This is a genomic window from Paenibacillus sp. (assembly GCF_048976745.1).
Taxonomy (GTDB): domain Bacteria; phylum Bacillota; class Bacilli; order Paenibacillales; family Paenibacillaceae; genus Paenibacillus.
The window spans coordinates 195724-211873 of record NZ_JBHGUU010000005.1 but is presented as its reverse complement, the minus strand read 5'-3'; the positions used below and the strand labels follow the sequence as shown (position 1 = coordinate 211873).

At 46.1% G+C, this 16150-nt stretch carries 10 protein-coding genes; 7 read left to right on the top strand and 3 right to left on the bottom strand.

What is annotated here, in order from left to right:
- The first annotated feature begins 169 nt into the window (after window positions 1-169).
- Window positions 170-1147: a TRM11 family SAM-dependent methyltransferase gene (locus ACE3K2_RS04715; RefSeq protein WP_421887318.1), complete on the top strand. Its 978-nt coding sequence runs from the start codon at window positions 170-172 to the stop codon at window positions 1145-1147.
- 342 nt (window positions 1148-1489) lie between these two features.
- Here ACE3K2_RS04715 and ACE3K2_RS04710 read toward each other — a convergent pair whose 3' ends face one another.
- Window positions 1490-2446: a D-2-hydroxyacid dehydrogenase gene (locus ACE3K2_RS04710; protein ID WP_421887316.1), complete on the bottom strand. Its 957-nt coding sequence runs from the start codon at window positions 2444-2446 to the stop codon at window positions 1490-1492.
- Between the two features lie 206 nt (window positions 2447-2652).
- On the opposite strand from ACE3K2_RS04710, the gene thpR reads away from it, so the two are divergent.
- Window positions 2653-3255: an RNA 2',3'-cyclic phosphodiesterase gene (thpR, locus tag ACE3K2_RS04705; RefSeq protein WP_421887314.1), complete on the top strand. Its 603-nt coding sequence runs from the start codon at window positions 2653-2655 to the stop codon at window positions 3253-3255.
- A gap of 130 nt (window positions 3256-3385) precedes the next feature.
- On the top strand, window positions 3386-4231 hold the full coding sequence (locus ACE3K2_RS04700; RefSeq protein ID WP_421887312.1) for a cell wall hydrolase: 846 nt from the start codon (window positions 3386-3388) through the stop codon (window positions 4229-4231).
- Window positions 4232-4505: 274 nt separating this feature from the next.
- Here the strand turns inward: ACE3K2_RS04700 and ACE3K2_RS04695 are convergent, their stop codons facing one another.
- Window positions 4506-5720: an MGDG synthase family glycosyltransferase gene (locus tag ACE3K2_RS04695; RefSeq protein ID WP_421887309.1), complete on the bottom strand. Its 1215-nt coding sequence runs from the start codon at window positions 5718-5720 to the stop codon at window positions 4506-4508.
- A gap of 382 nt (window positions 5721-6102) precedes the next feature.
- Between ACE3K2_RS04695 and ACE3K2_RS04690 the strand changes: the two genes are divergently transcribed.
- The 4 genes from ACE3K2_RS04690 (at window position 6103) to ACE3K2_RS04675 (ending at window position 14827) form a co-directional block, all read left to right on the top strand.
- Window positions 6103-6684: a TetR/AcrR family transcriptional regulator gene (locus ACE3K2_RS04690; RefSeq protein ID WP_421888339.1), complete on the top strand. Its 582-nt coding sequence runs from the start codon at window positions 6103-6105 to the stop codon at window positions 6682-6684.
- A gap of 206 nt (window positions 6685-6890) precedes the next feature.
- Window positions 6891-9173: a YhgE/Pip family protein gene (locus ACE3K2_RS04685; RefSeq protein ID WP_421887307.1), complete on the top strand. Its 2283-nt coding sequence runs from the start codon at window positions 6891-6893 to the stop codon at window positions 9171-9173.
- Window positions 9174-9843: 670 nt separating this feature from the next.
- Complete coding sequence (gene gltB / locus ACE3K2_RS04680) at window positions 9844-14442, top strand: glutamate synthase large subunit (protein ID WP_421887305.1); 4599 nt, start codon at window positions 9844-9846, stop codon at window positions 14440-14442.
- Window positions 14443-14671: 229 nt separating this feature from the next.
- Window positions 14672-14827, top strand: coding sequence for a hypothetical protein (locus tag ACE3K2_RS04675; RefSeq protein WP_017690128.1), 156 nt, complete (start codon window positions 14672-14674; stop codon window positions 14825-14827).
- 98 nt (window positions 14828-14925) lie between these two features.
- Here the strand turns inward: ACE3K2_RS04675 and ACE3K2_RS04670 are convergent, their stop codons facing one another.
- Complete coding sequence (locus tag ACE3K2_RS04670) at window positions 14926-15294, bottom strand: helix-turn-helix domain-containing protein (RefSeq protein ID WP_421887303.1); 369 nt, start codon at window positions 15292-15294, stop codon at window positions 14926-14928.
- Between the last annotated feature and the right edge of the window lie 856 nt (window positions 15295-16150).

Here is a 16150-nt window from a genome sequence, read left to right as displayed (position 1 = left end):
ATTTTTTCTTTCAAATAGATACGTGCAAAGAAATGGATAGTTGTATAGCGATCTAACATTGTATACAATGACTACCTGAAGCTTTCGTAACAGCCGATATTTGATTGTCTACAATGAGCTACTATTTATATAGAAGAAACATGACTAATGAAGGAAGGAGAGGGGAATTTTGCCTGATGAAATACTTGGTATTTACGCTACTTCTGGGAAATACCTCTACACCTTTGCTTGCCACGAGAACGAGCGCGAATTATGCATGCTGGAGCTGAATATACTGCTTGAACCGAGTTCAGAGTTTCGTATGGATATGGGGGCTTATGTGCGGTCCGAACGATGCATACCACCTGGACGCAGTCCTTTTATCCATGGAAGATTGGATGTGATCGGTGAAGGGGACACAGTGGCTGATCTGCTGCCTCTTGCCAAAGATATACAGCTGTTGCCAGAAGAGACATTTAAGGTGATTTGTCTGAAAGAAGGGGACCATGCCCCTGATTATGCACAGTCTCGTCAACTGGAAAAAGAAGTTGGCATGTGCATTCAAGGCAAGGCACAGATGAAGCAACCAAAGGTGACTTTCGGCCTAATCCGAACAGGAGAAAAATGGATCTTGGGCCAGTGGACAGAAGCAGATCGATCATGGCAGATTCATCGGCAGAAGCCGCAAAATTACTCGACTGGATTTGGCATCACGCTTGCCAGAACGTTGGTGAATATTGCGGTTCCGAACGTGGAAAACCATCGATTACTTGATCCGTGCTGCGGTATGGGAACGGTTGTCATTGAGGCTTTATCCATGGGAATTGATGCGAGAGGTAACGACCTGAATCCGCTGGCTGTCCGAGGTGCACGTATCAATCTGCCGCATTATGGATATGATTCGGATCGAATCACATTGGGCGATATGAATGAACTGCAAGATTTGTATGATGCCGCAATTCTGGACATGCCCTATAATCTCTGTTCTGTACTTCCAGATGCTGAGCAACGAGCCATGCTGGAGAGCTTGCGCAGATTGACAAAACGGGCAGTGATTGTTTCCACAGAGTGGGTAGAAGAGCACTTGCTGGAAGCCGGATGGACGGTAAAAGATTACCGAACAGTAAACAAAGGCACGTTTATACGTCATATTTGGCTGTGTATGTAAGCGTAAAAAAACGCTACTTTTAAGGAAATTTAGATTTCCCAGAGGTAGCGTTTTTTATTGCGTACATATCAATTGAAATAACCGTTTACACGAGAACGTAGAGGACAGAAATAACTTGAAGAAGCAGAGCTAAAAGCTTTCTGTAAGAAAGCTGCATCGGAAGCATACTCTTCGCCTTTATTCACAGATTTTCACCTTTCTAAAATGTGAATCAAAAAAATCTGGGAATAACAGTGATCGGAAGGTTGTTCTGTCATCGGAGTTGTAAGTGTAAATATTCTTTAGTTAAATTGATGTCGTTAATCTGATTTGCACAATATTGCATGGGAACGGGTGTTTGTGTTAATATTTATGACTATAATCCACCAGGTTAAGCGGAAGTGTCTGGCCAGCTACATAAGCTTCCAGATTTTTGACGAAAATATCGAGGGCACGATCCGTGTATTGCTCTGTACTGCCTGCAATATGTGGAGTAATCAAGACGTTATCCATGCCCCATAGCGGGTGTTCTGCCGGAAGTGGTTCTTCTTCGAACACGTCCAGTGCGGCGAAGGCAACCTGGCCGTTTTGGAGTGCATTCAGCAAGGCTTCCGTTTTTACACTTGGGCCACGGCCCACATTGACGAAGCAGGCACCAGGTTGGAAATGCTCAAATGCAGTTTGATCATATATATGTTTGGTTTCATCGGTCAACGGTAAAATGTTAATCACATAATCGCCCTGGCTCAAGGCTTCATGCAGCCCGGTCATATCGTACATTTGATCCACGTTGGGGACATCTTCACCTGAGCGACGGACTCCGATCGTGCGCATGCCAAGTGCTTTGAGAATGCGGGCTGTCTCGGTTCCGATCTCACCTACACCAACGATGACCGCTGTTTTGCCGTGCAGTTCGGGTAGTGGTTTGGCAGGAGCTTTCCATTCAGACTGCTGTTGATGCAGCATGGCTTGTCTCAGCCAGCGGCTGTGGGACAACATCATGCCAAGAATAATTTCGGTGATTGGAATCGCGTGAACGCCATTTGCACTGGTGACCTGAACGTTCTTTTGTTGCAAATCTGCGAAGGGGAGATTGTCCACACCAGCAGACCAGACCTGAACCCACTTTAACAGGCTATCCTGTTTCAATGCATGTTCTGTAACGAGTGGGGACCAGCCGAGAATAATCTCAGCTTCTTTCAACTCCGCGGGGTCCAATTCTTTGGCTTTTCCGAGTTTCAGGGTATACCCCGGTGCAGCATTCTGAATACGTTGTTGCTGTTCTTCAGATAGAGATGGAAAACATACAATTTTACCCATAATGTGTGGTCCTCCTGAGATAAATAGTTTGATAAGTTTGATAATTGAAGTGTATCAGATTTGATGTTGGATGTGCATAAGGTGGAAAATGCAGGAATCTAGCCTTATTTGCAAATGGTTATCTTTGTGTCACTCTATACTTACCCAACTTGAAACGATATGTATAGTTATGAAATAATAGAGCGAACTTTAGAGAGGTGTAGGCAATGAATAACCAATCACATCAGGATCATTCATCCCGACGGGAAAGATTGTTTGTAGCGATCCGTCTTCCTGTTGCTGTTCAGCAGTCTCTTCAGATGGATGCGAGGCTTGTACAGAACAAGCTTGATTTTCGTAAATGGACAGATCATCGGGATTATCATATAACCTTGCAATTTCTTGGCGATACACTTGTTAGTGACATTGGACATCTTCGGAAAGCATTGCGCTCAGCAGCAGTTGAATTTCAAGCTTTTGAACTTCAACTATCGGGCTGGGGCACATTTGGGCTGGAAGAGGCGCCTAAAGTGTTGTGGAAAGGTGTTAGCGGAGAGGTGGATCGTTTGATTTCACTGCAAAAACAAATCGTACAGGCCACATCGTCCCTTGGATTTGAAGCGGAATTAAGACCTTATTCTCCCCACATTACCATCGCCAGAAAATATCTGGGTCAGATTCCAGGTAATGAGAATAAAGGGGTGTCTGGAGTGCTTCCGGAACATTCCACAGGTGTTAATTCATGGATGGTGGAGGATATTGTACTTTATGTGACAAGGCTGGGACAATCGCCAATGTATGAGATCGTGGATACGTTCTCTTTTTCCTGATAATCATTTTTATGCCATAAAATCACATTGACATTACGTTTATCCCTATGTAATATTAGCCATCGTTATTCAAATTCTTTTTTTTGGGTTACTTAGATTAGGGAAATGTTTCGACAGGAGGAATCTTCGAATGAACATTATAAGCAAGAATCGTTGGGTAGCACCGATGTTATCAGTGCTGCTTGTATGTATAGTGGGGGTAAATGTCGTTCAGGCGACGGGGAAGTGGAACGAAGCTAGTGATAGTAAACAGATGACCGAACTTGCGGCTTCTGTGCAAAATAACCAAACATCTACGCAAGAAGAGAGGCGTATGATGGAAGATGGGACAAGTCTGTCTACACAAACCGTAGCGTGGACTGAATCTTTGCCAGCGAAGAACTGGCTAACAACTGCTCAAGAAAAGCAGGAATTGCAAGAAGCCAAGGCCAAGAACAAAGCTAGAGCTGTAGCTGCGGCCAAAGCAAAAAAAGAAGCTGCACTGAAATTGGCCAAAGTGGAACGTGCCAAAGCGGTGGCTGCTGTAACAACTCCCCCCCAAAAACTATACTTTACGCGGACCAAACTTCTGAACCAGGAAGACTCGAAACTCGCAACCTGGTCATACAGTGTGTCCGATAAAGAACTGCATCTGCTGCAAAAAATCGTCATGGCAGAGGCGGAAGGTGAACCGTACGAAGGCAAAGTGGCAGTTGCCAATGTTGTCTTAAACCGGCTGCGGTCAGCCAATTTTCCCGATACCATTTACAAGGTGATCTATCAGAAATCCCAGTTCAGTCCTGTAGCCAACGGACGTTTGAAACGTGTGGTTCCCAACGAGGACAGTATCAAAGCAGTGAATGCTGCGCTGAACGGGAAGAAGGAAGTTGCTGATGATACGTATTATTTCTTATCATTGACACTTGCCGACGATCTGACAGTTGCCCGCTCGCAGAAAAAAGTAAAAACGATCGGTCATCATACTTTTTACAAGTAATCGACCCGTAAATTCTGCAAACAGGCAGGGTAGTTAACTGTGTGTGCGTCACACAACCCTTCAAAAAGCCTGAATCGTAGTTTTATTTCGTTATTTAAAATATCGTTATACTCTAAATTACCCTTTTTTCTGCCAAATCATACGGTGGAATCCATGAAAATAAAAGAAGGTTCCCTTCCAAAAATTCGGAAGGGGACCTTCTTTGTATATCGTGAGTACTTGTCTTGTCCTCTATAACACCTCGTGAGAGCTGTTCTATAGGTCCGTAGAGGCGTCAGAACGGTATCCTGGTACCTGACAAGGACGTGGCAGCAATTCCGGCTGTGAAGCGCTCTACGGGTGCCGTTGTGACTTCGGCTGTAGTCGGGAACAATAAGTCATGAACAGCTTGGGCGCAACACGTCGGATCATAGGATGAACGGTTGCCGGTAATATGTGCTACGTTCAGCTGGCTTTCAGCTTGAGTGGATGACTGCTCACATAGTTGTCTGAAACGTTTGGTGATTACGTCAGCAGAGTGAATGACCTGGCCGTATCCGGCTTGTACAAAGTATTCACAGTTCTCTTCCTCTTGACCCGCCAACGGAGGTATGAACAGCATGGGTAAGCGTTTAGCCAACGCTTCGGTGCATGTCATGCCACCAGGCTTCGTGATCAGCACATCGGATACATCCATCAGTTTGCTGACTTCACGTGTATATCCGAGAATTCGAATATTAGGATGCTGGAAGCAAGGCATTTCCTTCATCTTAGCAATCATTTTCTCGTTGCTTCCAAGACAAAACACCAATTGAACACGATCTGCCCAGGAGGTGAGTGCTTTCATATGATCCTCATCAAAAGACAGTCCCCATCCACCACCCATAAGTAAGGCAGTAGGCATGTTCTGAAGCCCCATCTCTTCCCGCAGTTTCACCTTGTCTCCTGCTTCCCAGAAGTCTGGATGCACCGGAATTCCTGTGATCTGAATATGGGAGGGATCGACCCCGCGAATCTCAAGCAATGCTTTGACCTGAGGGGTAGAGACCAGATATTTATTCACTTCCGGATTAATCCATGTTCCATGCACGTCATAATCGGTCACGACGGTATATAGCGGGATATTCAGACCCTGGCGTTTGAGCCGGGAGATGACAGCATTCGGAAAAGGATGGGTACAGATCACCGCATCGGGTTTCAGTTGGGATACGACCTGTGCCGTCTGTGTATAGAAAATTCGGTGCAACGCCAGCTTGGTAAAACCATTTAATGATTTATTGTACTGTGTGCGGTACAACAGGCTAACCAGTTTGGGTTGAACCGATAGTGTCTTTCGATATGCAGAGAAAATTAATGGAGCTACCGTTGGGTTCAAAAATTTGCCTAGTTCAATGACACGACTGTGAACATGTGGACTGACTTTTTTGATGCCATGTGCCAGCGCATGAGCGGCCTGAGTGTGACCGGTACCGAAACCTTCCGATAATAAGAGCACTCTTGGTTTTCGCATGAGTTCACCTTTATTCATAAGTTTTAATTCAAAATGAAGATATTCATTGTTTATTCTAGCTATGGAATGCGTTACTACATGAATATACATTGGAGCGCAAAATCATGTTTCTTCTATGAATATTTACACCATATATCTTACAATGAGACAACCTAAACTTCATTATATATACGTATTATCTGAGTCACCTTACACTATAGACGACGACAGTAAGAGTTTCCACTGCATTTAGGTTAAAAAAAATTAACACAATTTTTAAAATGTTAGGGTTGCAATCTGTTTTCTAAGGTGGTATTGTATATTTTGACCGAATGACCGAATTGTATTTTTGGTCATTTATGTAGGACGAATGAACATTGAATGGGGTAAAAGGAGGGATATGATGGCTCCGATTGACAGGAGACAGCAGGTTATTCATGCAGCAGCCCAGTCGTTTGCGATGTTTGGATACAAAGCAACTACGATGGACCAGGTCGCCAAGATTGCGAACGTTGGCAAAGGAACGATCTATACGTTTTTCACCAATAAGGAACAATTGTTTGATCAGATTCTGGTAGAAGTGATCCAGGAGATGAAGAACATCGCGCATCGCGAAGTACATCAGGAAAGTGCTTTTTTCGATAATCTGTTTCGGGTGCTGGATGCATTATTGGAGTTCCGCCGTGATCACGATCTGCTGGTTAAGTTATCACAGGAACTGAAGGACTTTGGAACACTGCAGGCCAAGGAAGGTTTGGACAAAGTGGAGAAAGTGATTTCCGACTTTCTGGCTCGGGAGCTTGAGAAAGCAAAAGACAATGGAGAAATTCGAGATTGTGATCCACAAGTTGTCGCTTTTATGATGATCCGCCTGTATATTGCACTCACCTCAGACTGGAACAAACAACATCAACCGCTGAGCAAAGAGGAAATTAAGAATTACTTTCGCCTTTTCTTAATGGAAGGAATTGCTGCTGTAACGTAATCCGAATTTAATCTACTATAAATAGGTGGATTTTTGCGTGCAGAGCAGCGAGGCTTGTCGGAAGACAGGTTTGTTTTTTTGTTCTAAATTGACTGTTTGAGGAAAATGGTCAGTCCGTGTTTCGGTAATTTTTCTGGAATGCGACATTTTATTTCATCATCGTTATTCCTGCTCAAGGAGCAGAGAGATTAAGGGGAGAAAATGACATGAAATCTTTATCCGTGTTTTTCAAGGATGTGGGATCGGCCGTGAGAAACCCGAAGGTGTTGATCCCTGTTATTGCAATTATGTTTATACCGATCCTGTATAGTGGCATCTATCTGGCAGCGTATTGGGACCCATATGGTCATGTGGATGAGATGCCGGTTGCCGTTGTTAATCTGGATAAAGGCGCAGAGCTGGAGGGCAAATCACTTCATGTAGGTAATGATCTGGTGGATGAGCTCAAGAAAAATGCAGATTTCAAATGGGACTTTGTCAGTGCGAGTCAAGCCAAAGAAGGCATGAGTAATGACAAATATTATATGCAAATCACGATTCCGGAGAACTTCTCATCCCAAGCAACAACGTTGCTTGATGACAAGCCGGAGCCGGCTGATCTGATCTATGAACCAAACGGCAATTACAGCTTTGTCGGTGCACAGATCGGTAAGACAGCTATTAAGGACCTAAAAGCAAAAGTCTCAGCCAAAGTAACAGAATCTTATGCAGAGACACTGCTCGACAAGTTCTCCGAAGTATCCGATGGCTTGGCAGAGGCAGGTGATGGAGCAGGTGAACTGAATACCGGCGCAGGCAAACTGGATGATGGTGCAGTTAAGCTCAAGGATAACCTGGCGAAGCTTGCATCCGGAACGCTTGAACTTCAGGAAGGACTTTCTCCACTAAGTGATGGCGTTAATGCATTGCACACAGGCGCCACTAAGCTTGAAAGTGGAACAACGAATCTTGTATCCGGTCTGCAACAGCTTCAGGCAGCGGCTTCGAGTCAACTTCAGAGTGGAGCAGATCAGTTGAAGGATGGCAGCGCCAAGTTGGAAACCGGACTCCAGTCTTCACTGGATGGTACAAGTAAGTTGCAGGCTGGTCTGAAATCATCAGAAGAGGGCAGCGCCAAGCTGTCTGACGGTCTGCAAAGTGCCGTTCAGGGCAGTGGTACACTGGCAACAGGCCTGCAATCGGCTGTAGATGGTAGCGGCAAGGTTGCCGATGGAGCACAGAGCGTAGCCGCCGGATTGAAGCAGCTTGCTGCCTCAAACCCGGAATTGGCCGAAAGTGCTGATGTACAGAAACTGCTTGCGGCGAGTGAAGCAGTTGCCGATGGCAGTGCACAACTGCATGAGAGCGAGCAGAAGCTTGCGCAGGGTGCAGATCAGCTGCATCAGGGCAACCAGCAGCTGGCTGCGGGCGCATCCGAGCTTCATGGTGGCCAGAAGCAACTTCTTGCTGGTGCAAACCAGCTGGTAGATGGACAAAAGCAATTGCTGGCAGGAGCCGGACAGCTTAGTCAAGGAGGAGCGAAGCTCTCCGATGGTCTGAAGCAGTTCAGTGGCAAACTGGGTGATGCTGCAAGTGGCGGTACCTTGCTCGCAAATGGTGCCAAGCAGCTGGGCTCAGGTACAACAGCTTTGCAAACGGGTGTAGGCAAACTCAGTGGTGGTGTTAATTCACTTACCGATGGTTCCAAACAACTGGGGGATGGCGCAGGCAAACTGGCTGACGGTCTTACTGAGCTAAAAGATGGCTCAAGTGAACTGGCAACCAAGCTGAATGATGCCGCACAGAAAACATCCGAAGTGAAGAAAACAGATGATGTGGTAAACATGTTTGCTGAACCGGTGAACTCCTCGGAGAACACAGCAGAGAACGTGAGCAATTATGGTACAGGATTGACACCGTTCTTCCTGTCGATCGGTCTGTTTGTGGGATCGTTGATTTCCACGATAGTATTAAAAATGCGGGAAACGTCCGTAGCTGGTGCAACAGGTTGGAATCGTTTTGTCAGCCGGACACTGGTATTTGGCTCCGTGAGTATTTTCCAATCGATTATCGTGGCAAGTTTCATGTTATACGGACTTGGACTGGAGACGCACAGCGTAGGGCTGTTCTATCTGTTTACCATTATTACAGGGCTGACCTTCATGTTGATCGTTCAGGCGCTTGTAACCTGGCTGGATCTGCCTGGACGGTATGTTGTTATTCTGCTGCTGGTCTTCCAACTTGCGGCGAGTGCAGGAACCTTCCCGGTAGAACTGATTCCATCATGGCTTCAGGCATTTAGCCCTTGGCTGCCAATGACACACAGCATTATGGGCTTCAAAGCCGTTGTATCGAGTGGTAATCTGGATGTGATGTGGCATCAGGCAGGAATTCTTAGCATCTATGCAGGTGTATCCATTCTGCTGACGCTTGCTTACTTCCTCTGGAATGACCGACGTCCGAAAAAAGAAGTCGAACACGCTGATTCCGGTCAAGTTGTGACGGCATAAGTCGAACCTGATCTTCAGCAGCATCATATTTTTTAACAAAACTTTATTTTCATGTAGTGAAATTATGCAATATAGTAGTCAAATAGTGCAAATAGCCTGTGACCCCAAAAAGGGGTTGCAGGCTATTTTGTATACAAATGCATAAAGAAGTAAAGATTCGCTGGCTTCAGCAGTGGGGATTTGGTGGAATTATGGATAAACGCAGGCTGTACATGGAACGATTTTCTTCTGTCAGCAATTTAATTCAGTTGTACTCTGGCTTAAAAAGTGTATAATTATTCGAAAAAGAGATGAATTTAAACGTCACTACTGTAAAGCTGTACTGCAAAACATTTCTTATCAGAGGTATTAAAAAGTTTAAATTGCGCTGATGTTAGGTCGGTGTTAAAATAATAGAACTATATCAAAAAAACGTCGCTCCATTTCAGTAGCCGTGCCAGCGGCTGCGTGTTGATTTATACATGCTGTTTGCCGGATCGTCCGGATCAGCTCATCTCATTCAATGGCTTCTGCCCAATAGCAGGCATTATTTTTGACAGTCTCATGCTGTCACCTCTTCAATCTAGCAGGTCTATCGCAAGTGAAAGGCCAGCTCCTCCCGTTTCATTGTTGCCTGTTGCCTATGTTCTTGATCTTTCCGAAATACTTCATTATAGAAAGGTTGCGTTCCATGAGACACATCGGATTACCTCCAAAACAGGGTCTGTATGACCCGCAGTTCGAAAAAGACGCATGCGGAATGGGTTTTGTTGCCAACATCAAAGGAGTACCTTCACACGATATCGTTAGTCAGGCACTGACCATGCTCAGTAACATGGAGCACCGTGGAGGACAGGGAAGTGAGCCGAATTCCGGTGACGGAGCAGGCATCCTGATTCAGATTCCACATCGTTATTTTGCACAGGAAGCGGAACGTCTTGGTTTTGCTTTGCCAGAACAGGGCTTCTATGGGGTGGGAATGTTGTTCATGTCCCAAGACCCTGCCATCCGTAGTGCGCACGAAGAGAGCCTCAAGAAGATTATTGAAGAAGAAGGACAGACGTTCCTGGGTTTCCGGGATGTGCCTACTTTTGATGAAATGCTTGGCCGTTCTGCACTTGCAGCGAAACCTTATGTTCGTCAGGTGTTCATTGGAAGATCAGCAGATGTGAAGGATGAGCTTGGATTCGAACGTAAACTGTATGTTATTCGCAGACGCGCTGAGTTGGCTATTCGATATTCGGCAGATGAAGCAGAAGGTGGTTCATTCTACCTGCCAAGCTTGTCTTGTCGCAAAATTGTTTATAAAGGCATGCTCACAACAGAACAGGTGGGAGAATTCTATCTGGATCTGCAGCAAGACCTTGTTGAATCGGCTATTGCACTTGTGCATTCCCGTTTCAGTACAAACACCTTCCCAAGCTGGGAACGTGCCCACCCGTATCGCTTCATGATCCACAACGGTGAGATCAATACGATGCGTGGTAACGTGAACTGGATGCATGCGCGGCAGTCTTTGTTCGAGAGTGAATTGTTCGGTAACGACATCGCCAAAGTGAAACCGGTCATTAATCCTGACGGTTCGGATACAGCGATGTTTGATAACACGCTGGAGTTCATGTATCTGAGCGGTCGTTCTCTGCCACACGTGGCCATGATGATGGTTCCTGAACCTTGGAGCACAGATGAGGGCATGGACCCTGCCAAAAAGGCATTTTATGAATATCACAGCACAATGATGGAGCCTTGGGATGGGCCAGCAGCAATGGCCTTCACAGATGGTTTGCAAATTGGTGCAACACTCGACCGTAACGGTTTGCGTCCAGCTCGTTATTATGTAACCAAAGATGACCGGATTATCCTGTCCTCAGAAGTTGGGGTACTGGATATCGCACCGGAAGAGATCCTGTACAAAGATCGTCTGCGTCCAGGTCGGATGTTGCTTGTGGATACACAAGAAGGCCGCATCATCGCGGATGAGGAAGTAAAAGCAATCATTGCAGCCGAGAATCCGTATCAGGATTGGCTTGATGAGCATTTGATGGATCTGAGCGAACTGCCGGAAGCACCGGAACTTCCTGATCCAAAACATGATAACGTGACCCAGCTTCAGCTGGCATATGGTTATACATTTGAGGAGCTTCGTAAAATCCTGGAGCCTATGGCCACAACAGGTATGGAAGCTACGGGTTCGATGGGTTATGATGCACCGCTGGCTGTGCTGTCGGATCGTCCGCAGCGTCTGTACAACTACTTTAAACAGATGTTCGCCCAGGTAACCAACCCGCCAATCGATGCAATCCGTGAAGAGATTGTAACGTCTACGGCAACAACCATTGGTCCTGAGCGCAACTTGCTGAACCCTGAACCGGAGAGCTGTCGCCAGATCCGTCTGGATACACCGGTATTGTCCAATGAAGACTTTGCGAAGATTCGCCATGTGCGTCGCCCAGGCTTCCGCTCCATGACGATTCCAATCTTCTTCACCGCTGCGGAAGGAGCAGAAGGGCTGCGCAAAGCGATGGATCTGCTCTTCGAAGCTGCGGATCGTGTCATCGACAAAGGTCATAACATTCTGATCCTGTCTGACCGCGGTGTGGACGCAGAGAATGCTGCGATTCCTGCATTGCTTGCTGTAGCAGGTCTGCATCACCATCTGATTCGCCAGGGAACCAGAACAAAAGTCAGCATTATGCTTGAATCGGCAGAGCCGCGTGATATTCACCACTACGCGTTGCTGCTGGGTTACGGTGTAAGTGCCGTGAACCCTTATCTGGCCTTTGAAACGCTGGATGACATGATTCAGCAAGGGTTGCTGCGTGGCATCTCACATGAGAAAGCAGTGAAAAACTACATTAAAGCAGCTACCAAAGGCGTTACTAAAGTGTTGTCCAAAATGGGGATTTCTACGATTCAATCGTATCGCGGGGCTCAAATCTTCGAAGCGGTGGGTCTGAAATCAGACTTCGTTGACCGTTACTTTACCTGGACACCTTCCCGTATCGGTGGAATTGGGTTGGAAGAAGTGGCAGCCGAAGCGCTGACACATCATAACCGTGCCTTTACAGAGAAAGACGGTAACGATAAAGTATTGGATTCCGGTGGCGATTATCAATGGCGTAACGACGGAGAAGAGCATCTGTTCAATCCGCAAACCATTCATACCCTGCAACACGCAGTTCGTACCGGGGATTACAAGCTGTATAAAAAATATTCCAAACTTGTGCAAGGTGAGAATGATCAACTGCTGACCATTCGTTCCATGCTGAAACTGAAACCGGTGGGAGCTTCCATTCCACTCGAAGAAGTTGAATCCGTAGAAGATATCATGCGTCGTTTCAAAACGGGTGCAATGTCCTTCGGTTCAATCAGTAAAGAGGCGCATGAAGATCTTGCGATTGCTATGAACCGTGTTGGAGGTAAATCCAATACGGGTGAAGGTGGAGAAGATCCGGCTCGCTTCATTAAAGATAGCAACGGGGATTCCCGTCGCAGTGCGATCAAACAGGTAGCATCGGGACGTTTCGGTGTTACATCCAACTACCTGGTTAATGCCGACGAAATTCAGATCAAAATGGCACAGGGAGCAAAACCGGGTGAAGGTGGACAACTGCCAGGACGCAAAGTGTATCCTTGGGTTGCTGAAGTCCGTGGTTCAACACCGGGTGTAGGCCTGATCTCGCCACCGCCGCATCACGATATCTACTCGATCGAGGATCTGGCAGAACTGATCTATGACTTGAAAAATGCCAATCCACGTGCGGAGATCAACGTGAAGCTTGTATCCGAAGTTGGCGTGGGTACCATTGCAGCAGGTGTAGCCAAAGGACGTGCCGATATTATCCTCGTCAGCGGTTATGACGGTGGTACAGGTGCATCACCGCAAGGTTCGATCCGTCATGCGGGTATGCCGTGGGAACTGGGGCTTGCCGAGACACATCAAACGTTGATGCTGAACAATCTGCGTGATCGTGTCGTCCTCGAAACAGATGGCAAAATGCTTAATGGCCGTGACTTGGTGATTGCAGCCTTGCTTGGAGCTGAAGAGTATGGTTTCTCTACAGCACCACTCGTTGCACTTGGCTGTATCATGATGCGTGTCTGTCAAATGGATACCTGTCCAGTTGGTGTAGCAACACAGAATCCGGAATTGCGTAAAAATTATATGGGTGATCCGGCTCATGTGGTTAACTTCATGCGATTTGTCGCTGAAGATGTGCGTGAGATCATGGCTGATCTTGGTTTCCGTACCATTCAGGAGATGGTTGGACGTACAGATTGCCTCGAAACGGTAGAAGCCGTAGATCACTGGAAGAAAAAAGGTGTGGATCTGTCTGTATTGCTGCACGTGCCTGAAATGCCGGAAGGTTCTGCACGTTACCGCACACAGCATCAGAACCACCAATTGGAAGAAACGCTGGATATGCAGCAATTGCTGCCACTGGCACAGTCTGCTATTGAATCCGGTCAACCGGTTGAAGCGGTACTTCCAATTACGAACGTTAACCGTGCAGTAGGTACCATTTTGGGTAGTGAGATCACACGTAAATATGGACTCGCAGGACTGCCTGAAGATACGGTTAAATTCAAATTTGTCGGCTCTGCCGGACAAAGCTTTGGGGCCTTTGTACCTAAAGGCATGACCTTGACCGTTGAAGGGGATTCCAATGACTACGTAGGTAAAGGACTGTCCGGAGGTAAACTGATCGTGATGCCTTCTCCGAAAGCAACGTTTGTGGCCGAAGATAACATCATTATCGGTAACACGGCTCTCTATGGGGCAACAAGCGGTGAAGCGTATATCCGTGGGATTGCGGGTGAGCGATTTGCTGTACGTAACTCGGGCGCCAAAGTCGTCGTTGAAGGTGTAGGCGACCATGGTTGTGAGTATATGACGGGTGGACGTGTCGTTGTACTCGGCGATACAGGTCGTAACTTTGCAGCAGGGATGTCCGGAGGTATTGCCTATGTGTATGATCCGGAAGGCACATTCCTGAATCGTTGTAATCTGGAAATGGTTCTTTTGGAGCGTATCGAAGATGTGGCCGAAAGTGCAGATCTGCGAGGCATGATTCAACGTCATGTTGGCAATACAGGAAGTGCTGTTGGTCAGCGCATTCTGGATAACTGGCAAGATGCAGTGAACCAGTTCGTTCGGGTTATTCCGAAGGACTTCAAGCGTATGACAGAGCAGATTGAACGGGTTCAGGCTACAGGCTTGACTGGAGAAGCAGCACTGCTTGCAGCGTTTGAAGCGAATATGCGTGAACTTGCACGTGCTGGGGGCTAAATAACCTCCTTGTTCACAGGTGGAAGTGCATGAACAGGTTGTATTAAGTAATAGGAGCTATATGGTTGCCATTCTGGCGCCATATAGCTCCTATTTGGCTTTCGACAAAATTAGAACCCCTTGAAAAAACGTTATCGCCATGAGACGACAACATCGAGGAACGTTCTCAAGTATAATAAGGCTAGTTTTGGAGGGCAGGGAAAGTATATAGATAAGAGAGGTTAGCGGAATGAATATGAAGCATCCAAACAGGGACGATCGTAGGCCGACAGGGAAACAAGTCGAAGCAACCCAGATGGACATCATGAAAGTTTTACTGCAATGCGGAATCGACCCGGAGCGTTGGAACCATTTCGTATCCTCCGTCAACAACAAGCGTCCTTGACACAACAGATCACCATGGAATGGAGGGGAATCAGGACACAAAAAAAAGCCCAGAAGCCAGAGATATCATTTCTCGGGCACTGGGTCCTCTTTTCGGGTTTAGTCCATGCTGCGTTCCATTCGTACAAACGCGATAAAACGACGTGCCTCTTCTTCTGTTAAGGGCTTCCCATCAATCATCAGATCAAAGCGTTCTAACACTTCTTTGTCCGATAACTCCAAGGTATCCACGAATTCACGTACGTCTTCATCCATCACGACATCACTTTGCTTGGTACGCCCTATAAGATAATCGATAGACACATCAAAGATGTCAGCAAGTCTCGTTAACACTTCGAAATCCGGTTTACGTCGGTTCTTCTCGTAGTGGGAGAGAGCAGCTCTGGTAATATGAATGGAGCTCGCAAGTTCTTCTTGAGTAAGTCCCCGCTGTTCCCGTAATTCAGCAATGCGATTTCCGTAGCTCATAAGCTATTTCCCCCTGAACGACATCAAATATATATTGAAACAATCCTGAGCCAAGTTTTTGATCAGGGCAGCTTTCCTGCAAAAAGAGTAACTCCTCATGTGTTTCCTTTAACCCATTTCCATTTGTAAATAGGTCTGTCTAAGGACATCTCAAATTGTCGTAAATCAAAAGAACCATGTCCAAATACCGCTTGACATGATACGTATTGTATCGTAAATTGGACATATGGAGTTACAAAATGTATCATTTGGGATATTTTAAGTATCTCCTTATTGCCTAGACCATATACCTGTGAGAAGGAAGTAGAGGCAGTCCATGTTGGCTAATCCATTCTAAAGGAATGAAACCATGTATTCAATAATTCAGGAATGGGCTGATATGAAATTAAATGTCCATATGTACATTCAGGAGTTTCATGGGAAAATGGTAGACCGCAAAAGACGCCCTGTTCTGTTACTTGGAATGGACACTCACGCAATCACCTTCCTGAGCGACCTGAACTTGCCAGTATCATCAGAAATGCTCATTGGTTTGGATGTTGAAGATCATCATGTATGTGTAAGACTTCACGCAAGGTTGCAATGGAAACAGCCCTTCGGAGAGCTCACAATGTATCATTCAAACTTGCATATTCAGCACGAACAGAAACTATATATAACTGGACAGTTAAACACAATGCTTACTGAAGTTCAGTTTCCCGCGGTTTCCCGTTTTCAGTATGAAAAGGCAACAGAGCAGAAAGCTCTGCAGAAACCCTATCATTACATTGATTTCACCATATAATTCCAAGTTGATTCTTAACATTTTCTGAACAAAACATGTACTTAACGCCATTTTACTATATTTCATAGCGTT